Annotated in this window: 15 protein-coding genes and 1 pseudogene; 8 read left to right on the top strand and 8 right to left on the bottom strand. The window is 71.9% G+C overall.

What is annotated here, in order from left to right:
• On the bottom strand, positions 1-1164 hold a 1164-nt coding region (locus AB0G79_RS21735), incomplete at its 3' end, for a glycosyl hydrolase (RefSeq protein WP_360808996.1).
• A gap of 308 nt (positions 1165-1472) precedes the next feature.
• Here AB0G79_RS21735 and AB0G79_RS21730 point away from each other — a divergent pair.
• A complete protein-coding gene (locus AB0G79_RS21730; RefSeq protein WP_360808806.1) occupies positions 1473-2789 on the top strand; it encodes an ATP-grasp domain-containing protein in 1317 nt (438 codons plus the stop codon).
• Between the two features lie 99 nt (positions 2790-2888).
• Positions 2889-4145, top strand: coding sequence for an FAD-dependent oxidoreductase (locus AB0G79_RS21725; protein ID WP_360808994.1), 1257 nt, complete (start codon positions 2889-2891; stop codon positions 4143-4145).
• An 84-nt stretch (positions 4146-4229) separates the two neighbouring features.
• Here the strand turns inward: AB0G79_RS21725 and AB0G79_RS21720 are convergent, their stop codons facing one another.
• Complete coding sequence (locus AB0G79_RS21720) at positions 4230-4463, bottom strand: chaplin (protein WP_360808804.1); 234 nt, start codon at positions 4461-4463, stop codon at positions 4230-4232.
• Between the two features lie 174 nt (positions 4464-4637).
• Positions 4638-5048, bottom strand: a complete 411-nt coding sequence (locus tag AB0G79_RS21715; RefSeq protein WP_360808802.1) for a rodlin — start codon at positions 5046-5048, stop codon at positions 4638-4640.
• Positions 5049-5267: 219 nt separating this feature from the next.
• On the opposite strand from AB0G79_RS21715, the gene AB0G79_RS21710 reads away from it, so the two are divergent.
• The 3 genes from AB0G79_RS21710 (at position 5268) to AB0G79_RS21700 (ending at position 7620) form a co-directional block, all read left to right on the top strand.
• Positions 5268-5678: a rodlin gene (locus AB0G79_RS21710; protein WP_360808800.1), complete on the top strand. Its 411-nt coding sequence runs from the start codon at positions 5268-5270 to the stop codon at positions 5676-5678.
• Between the two features lie 396 nt (positions 5679-6074).
• A complete protein-coding gene (locus AB0G79_RS21705; protein WP_360808798.1) occupies positions 6075-7118 on the top strand; it encodes an LCP family protein in 1044 nt (347 codons plus the stop codon).
• Between the two features lie 94 nt (positions 7119-7212).
• Positions 7213-7620 carry a rodlin gene (locus AB0G79_RS21700; protein ID WP_360808796.1) on the top strand — a complete coding sequence of 136 codons (408 nt, stop codon included), beginning with the start codon at positions 7213-7215 and terminating at the stop codon, positions 7618-7620.
• A gap of 69 nt (positions 7621-7689) precedes the next feature.
• On the opposite strand, the gene AB0G79_RS21695 is transcribed toward AB0G79_RS21700, so the two are convergent.
• Positions 7690-9720, bottom strand: coding sequence for a thioredoxin domain-containing protein (locus AB0G79_RS21695; protein WP_360808794.1), 2031 nt, complete (start codon positions 9718-9720; stop codon positions 7690-7692).
• A gap of 231 nt (positions 9721-9951) precedes the next feature.
• Between AB0G79_RS21695 and AB0G79_RS21690 the strand changes: the two genes are divergently transcribed.
• Positions 9952-10518 (top strand): Uma2 family endonuclease, encoded by a 567-nt coding sequence (locus tag AB0G79_RS21690; RefSeq protein ID WP_360808792.1) that lies wholly within the window; start codon positions 9952-9954, stop codon positions 10516-10518.
• Positions 10519-10744: 226 nt separating this feature from the next.
• Here AB0G79_RS21690 and AB0G79_RS21685 read toward each other — a convergent pair whose 3' ends face one another.
• Positions 10745-10849 (bottom strand): hypothetical protein, encoded by a 105-nt coding sequence (locus AB0G79_RS21685; protein ID WP_360808992.1) that lies wholly within the window; start codon positions 10847-10849, stop codon positions 10745-10747.
• Positions 10850-10915: 66 nt separating this feature from the next.
• Between AB0G79_RS21685 and AB0G79_RS21680 the strand changes: the two are divergent.
• Positions 10916-11419 (top strand): annotated as a pseudogene (locus tag AB0G79_RS21680) (MMPL family transporter); the annotation flags it as partial.
• Here the strand turns inward: AB0G79_RS21680 and AB0G79_RS21675 are convergent.
• Positions 11351-12346 carry a glycosyltransferase family 4 protein gene (locus AB0G79_RS21675; protein ID WP_360808990.1) on the bottom strand — a complete coding sequence of 332 codons (996 nt, stop codon included), beginning with the start codon at positions 12344-12346 and terminating at the stop codon, positions 11351-11353. The pseudogene AB0G79_RS21680 and the gene AB0G79_RS21675 sit on opposite strands and share 69 nt — an antisense overlap.
• A gap of 1428 nt (positions 12347-13774) precedes the next feature.
• Between AB0G79_RS21675 and AB0G79_RS21670 the strand changes: the two genes are divergently transcribed.
• The gene (locus AB0G79_RS21670) at positions 13775-15223 is read left to right on the top strand and encodes a glycosyltransferase (protein WP_360808790.1); all 1449 of its coding nucleotides are present in this window, start codon (positions 13775-13777) and stop codon (positions 15221-15223) included.
• Here AB0G79_RS21670 and AB0G79_RS21665 read toward each other — a convergent pair.
• Positions 15111-15653: an RNA polymerase sigma factor gene (locus AB0G79_RS21665; protein ID WP_360808788.1), complete on the bottom strand. Its 543-nt coding sequence runs from the start codon at positions 15651-15653 to the stop codon at positions 15111-15113. The two genes, AB0G79_RS21670 and AB0G79_RS21665, sit on opposite strands and share 113 nt — an antisense overlap.
• Before the next feature lie 301 nt (positions 15654-15954).
• The gene (locus AB0G79_RS21660; protein WP_360808786.1) at positions 15955-16542 is read right to left on the bottom strand and encodes a DUF4383 domain-containing protein; all 588 of its coding nucleotides are present in this window, start codon (positions 16540-16542) and stop codon (positions 15955-15957) included.
• Positions 16543-16799: the final 257 nt, after the last annotated feature.

The following is a 16799-nucleotide window of genomic DNA, read 5'->3' as shown; positions in this document are numbered from 1 at the left end:
CTTGGGCTCCGGCTTCGGCTCGGGCTTGGGCTCCGGCTTCGGCTCGGGCTTGGGCTCCGGCTTCGGCTCGGGCTTGGGCTCCGGCTTCGGCTCGGGCTTGGGCTCCGGCTTCGGCTCGGGGACCGTCGGGTCGACCGGGGTTCCCGGCACCTCGGGGATCCCGGGGACTTCGGGAACCTCCGGGACCTCGGGAACTTCGGGAACTTCGGGAACTTCCGGCACCTCCGGCACCTCCGGAATCTCCGGGACTTCCGGCACCTCGGGAACCTCGGGAACCTCCGGGACTTCCGGCAGCTCCGGCACTTCCGGTTCCGCCCCGAACAGCATCTCCCTGAACACCCGCGACGACTTCGGATTGTCGTCGCACTGCCAGACACCGTGCGGACAGTAATCCGTGATCGTGTGGTACAGCGGCTTGTGCTGCCGCATCCACTCCAGCATCCGCCGCATGTAGACGGGGTTGTCGCCGTTGCGGAAGAGCCCCCATTCCGGATAGGAGATCTGCTTTCCGTGCTCGGCGGCGAAATCGACCTGCTTCTGGAGCCCGTACGGCTCGCTGATGTGCTGGTCGAAACTCATTCCCGGCGGCTGGTCGTACGAGTCCATGCCGATGATGTCGACGACGTCGTCACCCGGATAGCACTCGGTCCACGGCACGGCGTCGCGCCCGCGGCTCGGGTTGAAGTCGAAGCGGAACTTCTGGCCGGGGACGGAACGCATCGCCGTGACGATGCGGGTCCAGTACTTCTTCCAGGCCGTGGGGTCCGGCGCGCACCGGTGGGTGTACGTCGTCCCGTTCATCTCCCAGCCGAGGACGATGACGGTGTCCGTGGCCCGGAGCGAGACGAGCCGCTCGGCGAGCTTGGTGAAGTGGTGGTCGTAGTAGCCGGCGGCGCCGAGCTGGAGCTGGCGGCGGACCTCGTAGTCGGAGACGCCGGCCTCGTTCCGCTCCAGCATGGGGACGTTGAGGACGAAGAGCCGGTCGGTCTTCTCGTTGCGCCAGTCCGCCCAGGCGTCGAGGAAGCCGGGCGGGCCCTCGATGTTCGACCAGAGGTCGCCGGGCAGGTAGGTGTGGCCGACGCGGAGTTCGCGTCCGCCCAGCCACCGCTGGAGCTGCTCGATGCGGGCGACCCCGAGCGCGCCCGAGTCGAGGAAGGCTCCCATGGCGCTGGAGAGAGTCGGTACGGGGTCCCTCGTCGTTACGGAGTCGGTGGCATGGGCTGGGGAGGACAGGACGACTGACCCCGAGGCGAGGAGACCGGCGGTGAACACCCCCAGCCAGGTTCTCGGTGTTCTCCGGTGTGCAGCTGCCATGGCCACTCCTTCACGACGTCACGCTTGTTGATGATCCGTCAATCCGATGCTCCGAAAGTATTCCTAATGAGCCGACCGTGAACGCGGCTTCGGCCTGATCAGTAGTCCATTAGAGGATTTCATCGCCCAGTTGGGGCACCCGAGATGAAGGAATTGCCGTGCCGCGCCGTCAGAATTTCGACACCAGCGTCCCCACCGTGCTCGTGCGGCTCGACAGGAACCCCTTCCATCACGGCACCCTCGGAGCCGCGCGTTCGCTCGGGAGGGCGGGAATTCCGGTGCACGCCGTCGTCGAATCGAGCACCAGTCCGGTCGCGCGCTCGCGTTATCTCCACGCGGTCCACACGCGCCCGCCCACCAACCGCTCGACCGACCTCGCGGAACTGCTCGCGCGGATCGCCGGAGAAGTGACAGCACCTGACATTTCGTCACCTTCCGTACTGGCCATGCCGCTGGACGACGTGAGCGCGCTCGCGCTCGCCCGGCGCCGCGCCGAGCTCGCCCCCCGCTTCCTGCTGCCCGAACAGACCGAGGAGCAGCTGCTGCGGGTCGCCGACAAGGCCGCGCTCGCCGCGACCTGCGCGTCCCTGGGCCTCCCCCATCCCCGTACCGAACTGCCCGGCACCACCGACGAGGCGGCTTCGATGGCCTGGTCGCTCGGACTGCCGGTGATCGCGAAGTGGAGCAGGCCGTGGCTGCTGCCGGCCGGGCGGGGGCTGCGCTCCACCACGATCGTGCGTTCGCTCGCGGAGGCGCGGGAGCTGTACGACCGGACGCCGGAGGCCGGCAGTCGGCTGCTCCTCCAGGAACTCCTGCCCGCGGGGCGGGATCTCGACTGGTTCTTCCACGGGTACGTGGACTCGGCGGGCCGCTGTGTGACGGGGGCGACCGGGCGCAAGGAGCGGTCCTGGCCCGACGGGGCGGGGCTGACCGCGGTGGGCCGCTGGACGGCGAACCCCGTGGTGGACCGGGCCGCGCGCGAGCTGCTCGACGCGCTCGGCTACCGGGGCGTGTGCGACCTGGACTTCCGGCTCGACCGGTCGACGGGCGCGTACCACCTGCTCGACTTCAACCCGCGGCCGGGCGCACAGTTCCGCCTCTTCACCGACGCCGAGGGCCTGGACGTGGTGCGGGCGGCGCATCTGGACCTGACCGGTCGTGCGGTGCCGCCGCACTCCCCCGCGTACGGCCGCCGGTTCGTCGTCGAGAACTACGCGGCGCTCTCGCTCCTCGCCTCCCCGCGCCCCCGCCCCCCGGCCGTGTCCGACGCTCCCGGGCGGCGTCGCACCGAGCGGGCCTGGTTCGCGGTCGACGACCCGGCGCCCGCGTTCGCGATGGGCCGCGCCTGGATCGCGCACCTCCTGCGCAAGGCCGGTGGCGCGCTCGCGCGGCGGCTCGGCCCCGGCCGCGCGCGGCACCCGGCGACGCTGCCGGCTCCGGCCCGCGGCTCCTCCGACCAGCTCCCCCACCGATGACGGCCCCGAAGACAGCACCGAAGACAGCACCCAGGAACAGCACCGATGACAGCGCAGTACGCGAAGAAGGCGGAAGGCACGATGGCGAAGTCGAAGTCCATGGACGACCTGGTGGTCGTCGGGGCCGGTCCCTACGGTCTGTCCGTGGCCGCACACGCGGCGGCCCACGGTCTTGACCTGCGGACCTTCGGCCGCTCGATGGAGTCCTGGCACGCCATGCCCTCGGGCATGTTCCTGAAGTCGGAGCCGTGGGCCTCCCACCTCTCCGACCCCCGGGGGGCGTACGGACTCGACGCCTACGCGGAGACGCGGGGCGTGCGCGCCGAGCACGGCGTCCCCCTGCCGGTCGACTTCTTCGCCGCGTACGGCGACTGGTTCGCCCGGCAGACCGTCCCCAGCCTCGACTCGCGCCTGATCGCCTCGGTCGCGCCCGCCGCCGAGGGCTTCGAGCTGCGGACGGAGGACGGGGAGACGCTGCGGGCGCGGACGGTGGCGCTCGCGGTCGGCGTCCTGCCGTTCATGGAGATCCCGGGCCCCCTGCGGGGCCTGCCGCGCCGGTACGTGACGCACTCCAGCCACCACGGCGAACTGGACCGCTTCGCCGGGCAGGACGTGACCGTCGTCGGCGCCGGGCAGGCCGCCCTGGAGACGGCCGCGCTCCTCGTCGAGCGGGGCGCCGCTACCGTACGGATCATCGCCCGCGCTGACCGGCTGAACTGGAACACCCTCCCCCCGGCGCTCGACCGGGGCCTGTGGCCGTCGGTGCGCGCCCCGCACACGGGTCTCGGCTGCGGCTGGCACAACAAGCTGTACGCGGACACGCCGGGCGTCTTCCGGCGGCTTCCGGCCGCGACCCGCGAGCGGATCTTCGACTCGGCGCTCGGCCCGGCGGGCGCGTGGTGGCTGCGGGAGCGGTTCGCCGCGGTCGGGGACGTACGGCTCGGGCAGCGGATCACCAACGCGACGGTGACCGGGGACGAGCGGCTGCGCCTGGAGATCGCGGGTCCCGAGGGGGCGTCGGTCCTGGAAACCGACCACGTCGTGGCGGCCACCGGCTTCACCCCGAGCCTGGAGCGGGCCGAGGTGCTGGACCCGGTGCTGCGCGGGGCGCTGCGGACGGTCGGCACGGTCGGCGCGCCGGAGGTCGGCGGCCTCTTCGAGTCCTCGTGGCCGGGTCTCTTCCTCGCCGGGCTGCTCACGGCGCCTTCGTACGGGCCGTCGATGCGGTTCGTGTTCGGTGCCGAGTACACGGCGGGCCGGCTGGTGAAGGGCGTGCGGCAGCGGCTGCGGGCGGGTGCGCGGGGCGGTGCCGTGGGGCGGCCGCGGTCGGGCGAGCGGGCGGCCGTCCGGGCATGACGAAGGGCCGGTCCCGGAGAGCGTCCGCCCTCCGGGACCGGCCCCTGCCACCTGCGCGCCCGGTGGACGCGGGCGCCGCGGGTGTCAGGCGTTGATGCAGGTGTTGCCGAAGGCGGGGTTCAGCGCACCGATGACGTTGATGCTGTTGCCGCAGGCGTTGATCGGGATGTGGATCGGGACCTGGACGACGTTGCCCGACAGGACGCCCGGCGAACCGATGGCCGCGCCGTGCGCGTCCGCGTCCGCGAAGGCGGGCGAGGCCGCACCCATGGCCATGACGATTCCGGCGACGACGGCCGCGACCTTCTTACAGTTCATTTTGCCTGGATCCTTTCCTCGGCGGAAGATCGTCCTCCGCTGCACACCACCTCAACGAACACGTCACGAAAAGGAAACCGGGAATTTCGGCGCCGGATCACCTTTCACTCCAATGCGCACACGACACAGGGCCGGAGGAAGGGAATTCCTCCGGCCCTGTGCTGGCGCGACGGGTCAGCCGTTGTAGGCGCCGTTCCCGGAGAGGACCGGGATGTCCTCCACGATGTGCGAGAGCGGCTCGTCACCCTTGGCCTGGGTGGAGTTCTCGGCGCACTGCTGGTTCTGCGGGGAGGACAGGACGTTGATGTCCTGGACGGCGATCGGGATGAGGCCGGCGAGCGCGCCCGCGTTCGCCTTGACCGGAACACCGAGGCACAGCTTGTTCAGGGAGCCCTGGACGGCCGAGAACTGCGGGCTGCCGTGGCCACCGGTCTTGGAGTTGCCGAAGGCCTGGTGGGCGCCGTTGCCGCTGAACGAGGTGGTGCCGCCGTCGTCCGCGATGGCGAACGCCGGGGAGGCGATGGCGGCGGAAGCGCCGACAACAGAGGCCGTGACAGCCGCAGCCGCCATAATCTTCTTGATCACGGTGATTCCGTTTCCTGTTCCCACCAATCGACCTGATTGATGCGACGGGATCAACTGCCCTCGGAGGGTTTGGTTCCGGCGCTTCACTCGTTCGACTGGGAGTCCGTTTCGCGCTGCCGCGCGCGCTCCGCCAAGGGGGTGACAGGGCGGAACCCCCAGGTCCGGGACCAGTTGATCAGGGCGCTCCCTGCACGGAGCCGGTTCTAGAAGGGAACTCCCGTGATCAAGAAGGTCATGGCCACCGCGGCCGCAGCCGCCTCCATCGTCGGCGTCTCCGCCGCGGCGGCGACCCCGGCGCTTGCCATCGCCAACGACGGCGGCACCACCTCCAAGAGCGGCAACCACGCTCACCAGGAGTACGGCAACTCCTACACGTACGGCAACATGAGCCCGCAGTTCGCGCTCGTCCAGGGCTCCCTGAACAAGCCGTGCGTCGGTCTGCCGGCCAAGGTCAACGCCGGTTCGCTGATCGGTCTCATCCCGATCGCCGTCCAGGACATCAACGTCCTGTCCTCCCCGCAGAACCAGCAGTGCGTCGAGAACTCCACCCAGGCCAAGGGTGACGAGGCCCTCTCGCACATCCTGGACGACATCCCGATCCTGTCGGGCAACGGCGTCGGCAACAACTGACGTTCCGCTTCCCTCCGGGAAGCAGGAAAGGGGCCGCCATCCAGGCGGCCCCTTTCTCGTTTCCCCTCCGGCTACCGGTGGGGCCAGACGGGGGTGGACATCAGGCGTTCCCACTCACGGTCCGGCATTCCCGGGACCGTGCGCCCCGCCTGCACCCACTGCGTCACCAACGACGAATACACGGGGAACGGAGTACGGTCGGCGGGGGTGGGGTCGCTCACGTATCGGCTCTTCGGAATGAAGGCCATCCGCTCCCATTTTCCGGGATCCGGCGCCATCTGGGCTCCTTCCGCTGCGATTCACGCATCATTACACAGGCGCCGCAGGAGAGTGATTCGTTCCGCCCATGTCGCGTCGCGCGGCTTCGCGGCGGAGGAGCGGAATTAGCGTGCGGCCATGAATGTCCCGCGTCTGAAGCGCTCCCGGCGACTCCTGCTCGCCCCCGCCGCGCTCGCCGCGCTCGCCGCTCTCGTGCCGGGCGCGCTCGCCGCCGCGCCGGCCGAACTCCCCGCCCCGGAGAAGGGGCTGAACATCCTCCTCGTCGGTCTCGACACCCGGAAGGGCGTCACCGACGAGGAGAAGGAACGTTTCCGGCTCGGCGGGCAGGCGTGCGACTGCACGGACGTGATGATGCTCGTCCACGTCTCGGCGGCGCACGACCGCGTCGACGTCGTGGCCCTTCCGCGCGACTCGCTCACCGAGTTCCCGGCGGAGCACCGCGACCGGCGCACCGGGAAGCTGCACGCCCCGCACCCCGCGAAGGTCAACAGCGCGTGGGCGGAGGGCGGTTCCTCGTACGCGGTGGAGATCGTCGAGTCGATGACGGGGCTGTCCGTCGACCGCTATCTGGAGGTCGACTTCCGGCGGTTCATGGACACCGTGGACCGCGTCGAGGACGGGGTGCCCGTCTGCTCGGACGTCCCGCTCAAGGACCCGTCGACCGGGATCGACCTGGCGGCGGGGGTCACGAAGCGGGTCGGGGGCGGCGAGGGGCTCCAGTACGTCCGCTCGCGGAAGGCCGACGGTCAGATGGACTTCGGCCGGATCCAGAAGCAGCAGAAGTTCGTGATGAACACCCTCCAGCGCCTCCACGACGGCCCCTACGACGACCCCGAGTGGCTGGTGGCGTTCGCCGCGAGCCTGCGCGGGACGGCCGAGGCCGAGCGCGGGATCTCGCCGGAGGAACTGCTCGAACTCGCGGACCGGCTGCGGGAACTTCCCCCGGAGCACATGGAGTTCGCGACCGTGCCCGTCGTCGGCTTCAACCCGACCATCGCGGGCGTCGGCTCCACCCTCGCCTGGGACGAGGAAGGGGCCGCCGAGGTCTTCCTGCGACTGCGCGAGGACCGGCCGCTGCCGAGGTCCTCGGAGGTCGCGCCCAGCACGATCTCGGTGGGCACGTACAAGCCGGCGAAGGGGTCTTCGCTCATCTGCCCGTAGGCCGTCCGGTGGACTTCCCGGAACCTCCGCACCTTTGACCAGTTGATCAGTGCGGCTCGGCACTCAGCGGGCCAGTATCCGAAAGGCCTGAACAATGAAGAAGCTGTTGGCTACGGCTGCTGTGGCCGCGTCGGTCCTCGGCGCGACGGCGGCGGGTGCCGGGCAGGCGCTCGCGATCGCCGACGACGGTGGCACCACCTCGTTCAGCGGCAACGGCGCCCACCAGGAGTTCGGCAACTCCGCCACGCACGGCAACATGAGCCCGCAGTTCGCGCTCGTCCAGGGCTCGCTGAACAAGCCGTGTGTCGGTCTGCCGGCCAAGGTCAACGCCGGTTCGCTGATCGGTCTCATCCCGATCGCGGTCCAGGACGTCAACGTCCTGTCCTCCCCGCAGAACCAGCAGTGCGTCGAGAACTCCACCCAGGCCAAGGGTGACGAGCCGCTCTCGCACATCCTCAGCGACATCCCCGTGCTGTCCGGCAACGGCGCCGGCAACAGCTGAGCAACGCCGCTCGGCTACGGCGCGGCCCCGCCATCCCCTCTTCGGGGCATGGCGGGGCTTCGCCCTTTCCTAACGGTGCGCGTCCAGCTTTCCGGCCAGTGCCGCCGGGTCGGTGACGGGGGCGTCGCACACGAAGTGGCGGCAGACGTACGCGGCGGCCCCGCCCGCGACGAGGGGACGGTCCGCGAGGAGCGGGAACTCCCCGCCGCCGGGGGCGCCCCAGGCGAGGACGGCGCCGGGGGCGGTGGCCTCCAGGGCCGTACGGCGCAGCTCCCGGAAGGCCTCGTCGCCGGGTGACCCGACGACGGCGACCTCGCGGGGGCCGTCGAGGAGGGCCTCGGCGACCGCGAGGCCCCAGCCGATGAAGCGGGGGGCGCGGGGGCCGAGGGCCTTGACCACGCCGAGGGCTCCCTCGGCGGCGGCGCGGTGGGCCTCGGAGCCGGTGTGGGCCGCGTACGAGAGCAGGGCTCCGGCGGCGGCGGTCCAGCCGGAGGGGGTGGCGTTGTCCGTGGGGTCCTGCGGGCGCCGGATGAGGGTCTCGGCGTCGTGGGCCGTGTCGTACAGCGCCCCGCCCTCGGCCGTGAAGCGGTCGAGGACGATGTCCAGGAGGAAGCCGGCGAACTCGAGCCAGGCGCCTTCGCCGGTGACGGCGGCGAGGGCGAGGAAGCCCTCGGCGACGTCGGCGTAGTCCTCCAGGACCCCCGCGTTGGTGCCGGCCCGGCCGTCCCTGGACGTACGGGTCAGGCGGGCGGTCTCGTCCATGTGCACCCGGACGAGCAGGTCGGCGGCCTCGGTGGCGCGCTCGACGAGGTCGGGGCGGTCGAGGAGCGCCCCGGTCTCGGCGAGGGCGGCGATGGCCAGGCCGTTCCAGGCGGCGACGACCTTGTCGTCGCGGCCGGGGCGCTCGCGCTCCTCGCGGGCGGCGAGGAGGCGGGCGGCGATCGAGGCGATCCGCTCGGCGTCGGCGACGCCGGTGTCCTGCGGGAGCTGGAGCACCGAGCTGCCGTGCTCGAAGGTGCCGTCCTCGGTGACGCCGTAGTGGGCGGCGGCGAGGGCGGCGTCCTCCGCGCCGAGGACGGCCGTCAGCTGCTCGGGCGTCCAGACGTAGAAGGCGCCCTCGACGTGCTTGCCCGTCCCGTCGTCGCTGTCGGCGTCGAGCGCCGAGGCGAAGCCGCCCTCGGGGGTGCGCAGTTCACGGACGATGAAGTCGGCGGTCTCCAGGGCGACCCGGCGGGCGAGGTCGCTTCCGGTGGCCCGCCAGAGGTGCGCGTACACCCGGCACAGCAGCGCGTTGTCGTACAGCATCTTCTCGAAGTGGGGCACGACCCACTCCCGGTCGACGGCGTAGCGGGCGAAGCCGCCGCCGAGCTGGTCGTAGATGCCGCCGCGGGCCATGGCCTCGCAGGTGTCGGCCGCCATCTGGAGGGCGCCCTCGGAGCCCGTACGGGCGTGGTGGCGGAGCAGGAACTCCAGGACCATCGACGGCGGGAACTTGGGCGCCCCGCCGAAGCCGCCGCGGGTGGAGTCGTACTCGCGGACCAGCCCGAGCAGCGCCTGCGCGAGCTCCTCCTCGCCGGGCGTGCCGTCGCCGCCGTACGCGAGGGAGCGCCCGGCGAGGTCCTTCACGATCCGCTCGGCCACCTCGGCGACCTCCTCCCGGCGCCCCGCCCAGGCGTCCCGGACGCCTTCGAGGACGTCGGGGAAGGAGGGCATGCCGTGGCGGGGCTCCGGCGGGAAGTACGTGCCGAAGTAGAAGGGTGCGGCGTCCGGGGTGAGGAAGACGGTCATGGGCCAGCCGCCCTGCCCGGTCGCAGCCTGCACGGCCTCCATGTACACCGCGTCGACGTCGGGCCGCTCCTCGCGGTCGACCTTGACGGCGACGAAGTGCTCGTTGACCAGCGCGGCGACGGCCTCGTCCTCGAAGGACTCGTGGGCCATCACGTGGCACCAATGACACGCAGAGTATCCGACCGACAACAGAACGGGTACATCGCGCCGTTTCGCTTCCTCGAACGCCTCGGGCCCCCACGGCCACCAGTCGACCGGATTGTCGGCGTGCTGAAGCAGATAAGGCGAGGTCGTACCAGCCAACCGGTTCATACGACCCAGCCTCTCACGCCGGCACAGCCCTGCCGCTTCGGCCCGCGAGCCCCCGTCCCACTTGGCCGATTTGCACTCATGCGCCATCACGTGGTGAATGCGGATCGCCCCTTTTGCACTCAGGTCACCCTGTGCGCGCTGGAGGTTCTGCCCCGCCCCGAAGCCAGTGCCCGACTGGAAGCGGGCAGTACGCTGAGTCGAGCAGCACCGCATCCTCGAAGGAGGTACTCCATGTCCGCCGAGATGGTGGCGCCCGCGTGGATGCACTCGCAGATCAGTGCGGAGCAGTACGACTCCTGGTCCGGGGAGCAGTGCGCCGGCATCGAGATCGTGGACGGGATGGTCGTCGTGACCCCGAGCGCCTCCAAGCGGCACAACCGGCTGGCTCGGCTCCTGGCCAATGCCCTGGACGCCGCCGCGGGCCCGGACTGGAACGCCGACACGGACTTCGACGTCCGCCTGCAGGACGTTCCCCTCACCAACCGCCGACCGGACGTCACCGTCTACCGGGCAGAGACCATCGACCTCACGCCCACCCGCCCCGAGCACGTACTCCTGGTCGTCGAAGTCGTGTCGCCCGGTTCGGAGACCACCGACCGGATCGTGAAGGTGGACCAGTACGCCAAAGCCGGCATCCCCTTCTACTGGCGCATCGAGCAGTCCGCCACCGGTGTCCCTATCGTCTACACCTGCGTCCTCGACCCAGCCACCAGGGCCTACCGGGACGGCGAGGTGTTCACCGGCACCGTGAAGGCCACCGCGCCATTCCCTGTCACGGTCGACCTTGGGACCCTGTGAACAACGAGGAATCCTCCACGCCCTCGGCGCCTCCGACGTCCTGTGGGCGAAGACATGTCCGCAACCGGGGGCCTCTGGGCATCGACCCGCAGCTCGGCCCAGACCCGTCGTAGGCGGTCCGGATGCAGAGCTTCAACCAGGGGCCGACCTGCATGTTCTCGCCGGGGACGAGCCGCGTGGGGAGCCGACCCCGCTTCATGCCCGTCACCCTGATGGCGTGGCGTCGTCAGCGGATCACTACGTCGTGGTGATCGCTGGCGACGACCTTGCCGTCCTTGACGATCCATACCTCCACGTAATGCCGACCCCGATACCTAGTGCGCTCATGGATCCGTGGTCCGCGCCCTGGCGTGATCTGACCACGTAGACCGTGGGCATTCTCGGCGTCCGTGGTTTCCCCGTCGTCCTCGGGATCATCCTCGTGATCCTGGTCGTCCTCCTCCGCTCGCTGCTCCTGCCGGTCCTCCTGGTCGCCACCGTGGGACTCAACTACCTCGCGACGCTCGGCGTCGCCGGGCTGGTCTTCGAGCACGGCTTCGGCTTCTCGGGCACGGACGCCTCCGTCCCCCTGTACGGGTTCGTCTTCCTCGTCGCCCTGGGAGTCGACGACAACATCTTCCTCATGTCCCGTGTCCGCGAGGAGACCCTGCGCCTGGGCACCCGTCAGGGCATGCTGCGCGGACTCGTCACCACGGGCGGCGTGATCACATCGGCAGGAGTGGTCCTCGCGGCGACGTTCGCGGCTCTCATCGTCATCCCCCTGGTGTTCCTCGCGCAGATCGCGGTCATCGTGGCCTTCGGCGTACTGCTCGACACCACCGTCGTACGCTCCCTACTGGTGCCCGGACTCGTCAGGGACATCGGCCCCGCGGTCTGGTGGCCGAGCCGACTCGCCCACGAGACGTGCGACGACCATGCGGACGTCGCCGAGGCCGAGGCCGGGCCCGGTCACTGAAGCGGCCCCGGCCGGAGGGGTGCGTCGGGCGGGTACGGCCGGGACGCCGGGCGCGCGGCGCTCTCGGTGAGCGTGCGCGCGGGCGTCCGTCACCGCCGCGTAATGGTCGGCCAGCGTTCCGGCCATGGCGGCGGACGAGTACGTGGAGCGGACCAGCGTCCGGGCCCGGGCGGCCATCACCGAGGCCGACCGGTCGTCGACGGCGAGCAGGCGGACGAGACCGTCGCCGAGTGTCTCCGCTCGGGAGGTGTCGATCAGCAACCCGTTGTGGCCGTCGACGAGGTAGTGCGGTACACCGCCGCGGAACGGGCCCGCCACGAGGAATCCCGCCTCCATCGCTTCGAGGAGCGCGAGGCCGAACTCCTCCTTCGCGCTCGGGCACACGTAGCGCGCGGACGACTGCCGCCCGGGATCCGCCAGGCTCCGTTCGAGCATGCGGACCTCCGCGTTGGAGAGCGCGGGCAGGAGCACCAGGCGCCGTCGCGCCTCGGGGCAGGCGCGGAGCGCGTCCTCGATCCTCGCGCGCATCGCGCGTTCTACGGGATCGCCGGCCTCCGGGCTGCCGCCGACGAGGACCAGGGCCGCGCGCCTGTGGCACCCGGAGGCGATCCAGGAACGGACCAGGAGGTCCTGCTGCTTGACCGGGTGCAGCCGTCCCACGCTGAGCAGCACCGCCGGGGTCCCGCCGTCCGGGCGCCCCGGGACGGCCGCGACGGCCGCGACGGCCGCGTCGACCGCCCGGAGGAGTTCCGCACACCTCTCTGCCCGTCGACGGGGCGGCCGGTACGGCGGGATGCCCTCCGGCACAGCGCTCGGCAAGCCCTCGCCGTTCCGGTCAGTCAGTTGCGGGTAGTACCGCACGAGTTCCGGCATCCCGCCGTCCCGGCCAGCGATGCCCACCACCCGGTCGGCGCGCTCCACGAGCCTGTCCGCGACGAACACCCGGTGCAGGTCCTGCCTGAGTGCGGTCCCGTCGGCGGCGGGCGTGTCGTACCGCTCGGTCATCTGCCGGTGCGGGTCCGGGGCGGCCGTGAAGACGACGCGCGTCCCGGCCCTGCGAGCGGCCTCGGCCAGGGCGAGCGAGCCGTCGTCCGCGTAACGGACGTGCAGGACGTCGATCCGGGGAGCCCGCGAGGCGAAGAGCGCGGTGGCCCACCAGGCCATGGCCTCCCGGTGTCTCCCGAACTCGTCCGGGCGGAGCTCGTCCTCGCTGTCCACCGGGATCCTGAGGACCCAGTGCCCCGGGGCGCGCCACCGCAGCAGCACGGGGTCCGCCTCCAGCTCCGGCGTACAGGCCGTGACGACGGTGATCACGCGGGCGACGGTCCCGGTGCCCGCGAGGGCGTCGCCGAGGGAGCCGAGGAGGACGCCCAGGCCTCCGCTCATGCCTTCGCCCGGACGGTCGAGCCTTCCCAACAGCATCGACTGGGCGACGACGAGGCCGGGGCGCGGCTCGGACGGCACGCGGTCGGCCGAGGGCCGCCGGTTCAGCAGGGTGAGGAGAACCCGCTCGTACGCGTCCCCGGCCTCACGGACGCCGGGTATGAGGGACTGTCCGCCCGTCGCGAAGAGGAGACGCCACGCCGCGTGGCGGGTCCGGCGACCGGGCGCCGCGGCGACCTCGCGGAGCTCACCGAGGCGGAGGGGGCGCAACGCGGTCGCCGCGGCCAGGTCCAGCATGGCCGCGACCGCCGCCTCGGAGCCGGCGCCCGTGCGGATGCCGAGGCGCAGGGCGGCCGCCGACCTCGTCGGGCCGAACCGCCGGACGGTTTCCGGCCACACGTCGAAGACGGCGGCCCGCGTGCGGTCGCAGCCGTCGAGCAGCCGGACGCACTCGGCCGGCGTCGGCACGCCGCCCGTGCGCACGCGTCGTCTCAGCCGTGCGAGCGCCAGGTCGCGCGGTGTCGCGAAGACGGCGGGGCCCGTCACGGCGGCACCTCCCCCGTACTCGGCCCGCGTCAGTTCCGCGAGGAGGTGAGGCGTGCCGGACCATCCGGGAGCGTCACCGGGCACGGGCGGGTGCCAGTGGGCCGCGCGGACGGCCAGGAACGGCTCGGGCGGGTCCCCCGCGACCGCACGCGAACCTGCGGGCAGCGGGTGGTGGCCCGCGGCCAGCACGCGAGCCCGGACGGCGTGGGAGCGGTTCATCGCTTCTCCTCGTCGATGACGTTGGGCGCTCGGTTCTTCGCCGACGACGGGGGCTCCGGATGCGCCCACGGCGTACGGCGCGGGTTTGGGGCGGCCACGCCCGATGCCGGTGTCCGCGCATCCGACCGGCGCGGGACGGGCGAATCGCTCGGCATGGAGTCATCAGCAGCCCCCCGGGGGCGCGCACCACGCGTCGTCGTCGTCAGTCCTCCCTTCGCCTCCCACGCCCAGCCGCTCTCCGTGCTCGCGGGCGAGCTGGCCCGCCAGGGCGCCGACGTCTTCCTCGCGTCCGGGCAGTCCTTCGAGGGGTTCGCGGCCCGCGCCGGGGTGGCGTTCGTGCCGCTGACCGTGACGCGGAACGCGAACACCGGCGTGGCGCACGGCACCCGGCAGGCGGTCGGGGAGGCCGAACGGCTGGAGGAGTTCCTCGACTCGACGCGGCGCGGGGCGGTGTCCGCGCTGCTCACCCAGAGCCGTCACCGCGGCCGGGACATGTTGCCCGATCCCGAAGGAACGCTGGCAGAGCTCCGCGCGCTGGACGCACGACTGCGGCCGGACTGGTACGTGGTCGACCAGTTGAGCTACCCCGTCACCCTGGCCATGCACTGCCTCGGCCTGCGCTACGCGACGTTCTGCCCGGGCCATCCCACGTACGTCCCGCCCGACGAGGACGTGCTGTTCGGCGTGCCCTACGCGTGGCCACGAGAGATCAGGCCCCGGGAGGAGCAGCTCGCGGAGCTGCGCGCGGCGGCCGGAGCGGTGGAGGCGGAGTTCACCCGGCGGTTCGCGGCCACGGCGCGCGTCCACGCTCCGGAGTCCCGGCCTCCGGGCCGTGCCTTCGCGCTCACCTCCCCGTACGCCGTGGCGTTCTCCTACCCGGAGTTCCCGTGGTTGCCCCGCTACCCGGCGAACGGCCCGTCGCTCCTCTACGGGGGACACAGCGTGCCCGGCACCGAGCCTGGTCCGGGCCCTGAGTGGGAGAAGGTCGTGAAAGGCCTGAGGGACCGGTACGACCGACTCGTGCTGATCGCCCTCGGCACGTTCCTGTCCGTCCGTGACGACGTCCTCGCGCTGCTCGTGGAGGGGTTGCGCGCCCATGTCCCCGGGGCGGCGGCGGTGGTGGCGGCGGGCGACCGGGTGGCGGCCCTGTCCGCGCTCGCGGGCCCGGACTTCCACGTGGACGCGACAGTGCCGCAGCGGTGGCTGCTGGGAAAGGTGGACGCGATGGTGCACCACGGAGGGAACAACTCCTTCGCGGAGTGTCTGGCCTCCGGTACGCCCGCCCTCGTCCTGCCCTTCTCCAGCGACCAGTTCGCCATCGCCCACGACGCCGAACGGGCCGGTGTCGCCCGCTGCCTCGACCCCTCCCGGCTGGACGGGCCTGCCGCCGGACGGGCCTTGCGGCGGCTGCTCGACGAACCGCTCCCGGGTCTCGGCCGTTGGTCGCGGTGGGTCGGGGACCGTGGTCCGGCGTGGACGGCGCGTGCACTCATTCGGGAGATGTCCGGCCCGGACGCCGTTCCCTCCGCCGCGCCGGCGGACCCGTCGGCTCGGTGGCGACGACGGCAAGCGCCCTCAGCGCCCTCCTGGTGTGGCTCTTGACCGTGCCGAGCGGCAGACCCAGGCGGCGCGCGATCTCCGGCTGGGTGAACCCCAGGTAGTAGGCGAGGAAGAGGACTTCGCGACGGCGGGCCGGCAGGTCGGCCATGCGGGCGGCGGTGACGAGGCGCTCGACGGCACGCGTCGCGGTGTCGGGGCTCGCCGGGACCGGGCCCTGGGTGAGGCGGCGGACCGCCTCGTGCCGTCGTACCAGGGCTCCCGAGGCGTCCGCCGCCTTGTGCGCGGTGATGCCGCGCAGCCACGGTCCGAGGCCGCCGCGGCGGGGGCAGTGCCCGCGGGAGTGCAGCCAGGCGTCCACGAACACCTGCTGAGTCACGTCCTCCGCGTCGTGCGGGTCGACGCACCGGTACCGGGCCCACCCGAGGACCCGTGGGTACCAGTCGGCGAAGAGAACGTCGAAGCTCTCGCGCACGACGTCGCCGTGAGGCGGACCGCCGTCGTTCGGGACCTGGCAGTGGGCACAGGGAGGCAGGGGGGCGTTTTCGGGCACCGGTCGTCTCCGGACACATCCGGGGGAAGGGGAGGGGTCGCGTTGCCCACCGCCGTATCGGGTCCCTCGGGACGAGGCGGCAGCTAAGGGGTGCCCACGGTCACAGCAGATCACCGGTGTCGGCCGGCCGCCATCCGACGCGGTCCGGCGGTGTCCCTCTCCCCTGCGCCGCCCGCCCGGCGGCGCGCCGCGGCGGGCGGCGGGCGCCGCTGCGAACGGGACGTCACCGGGGCCCTTCGGGGACCGCCGGACCGGACGTGCCGGGAAGTACGGGCGGCGTGGTGCGGGCGGCTCCGGGCGGGAGGGCCGCGGTGGCGAGGCGGCGGCGGGCGAGGGACTCCGCAGCGGCCTCGCGCGGGTGGCGCCTGCGCCAGTAGGGGTTGTCGTGCGACAGCTTGCTGGACACCCGCCCGTACATGCCGAACGTGAGGATCAGCAGCCCCATGAGGAAGCTGAACATCACGTTGGTCATGCCGAAGTCGAGGAAGTTCGCGGGCCGGTCGAGCACGAACAGGTGGTAGAAGCCGCTGAGCAGGAACGAGCCGCCCACGAGCATGTTCACGGTGGAGGCGACGTTCCCGCCCACGGCCGCGCCGGCCAGGAGGCCGAGTCCGGTGACCACCGAGATCCAGCTCAACGCGGTGTTGGTGGTCATTCCGGCGATCCGCTCACCGGACGTGTCGAAGGGGCTGAGCGCGTCGGCGAATCCGAGGCAGCCGAATACGAGCAGGACGCAGCCGCAGAGGGCGGCGCCCCATCGGTACACGGTGGCGAGGTGGTGGTCCACGGGAAGTTCGTCTTTGAGTCTCACGGTCGTTCCCCAGTCTGTCCGCGGTTCCGGCTGTCGGATTTGCGGTACTTAACCGCCTTTCCGTCGCGGCGAGGGTCGACGGATGCGGCTCGCGGCCGGGGAGCGGGCCGTTCACCCGTCCGCCGTGGTCCCGCGCGCACCCGAGGAGCGCTGGCGGATGGTGGCGCACCTCTCGGGCCCCACTCAGGCGAGGCGGCCAGTTCGGCCTCCACTCAAGCGTCGATGCTCGTGTCGAGTTCCTCATCGTACGTACTCAC

Source organism: Streptomyces sp. NPDC020807, from assembly GCF_040641575.1.
In the GTDB taxonomy this organism is placed as follows: domain Bacteria; phylum Actinomycetota; class Actinomycetes; order Streptomycetales; family Streptomycetaceae; genus Streptomyces.
The sequence above is the reverse complement of the archived record's forward strand: the minus strand, read 5'-3'. Positions and strand labels throughout refer to the sequence as shown.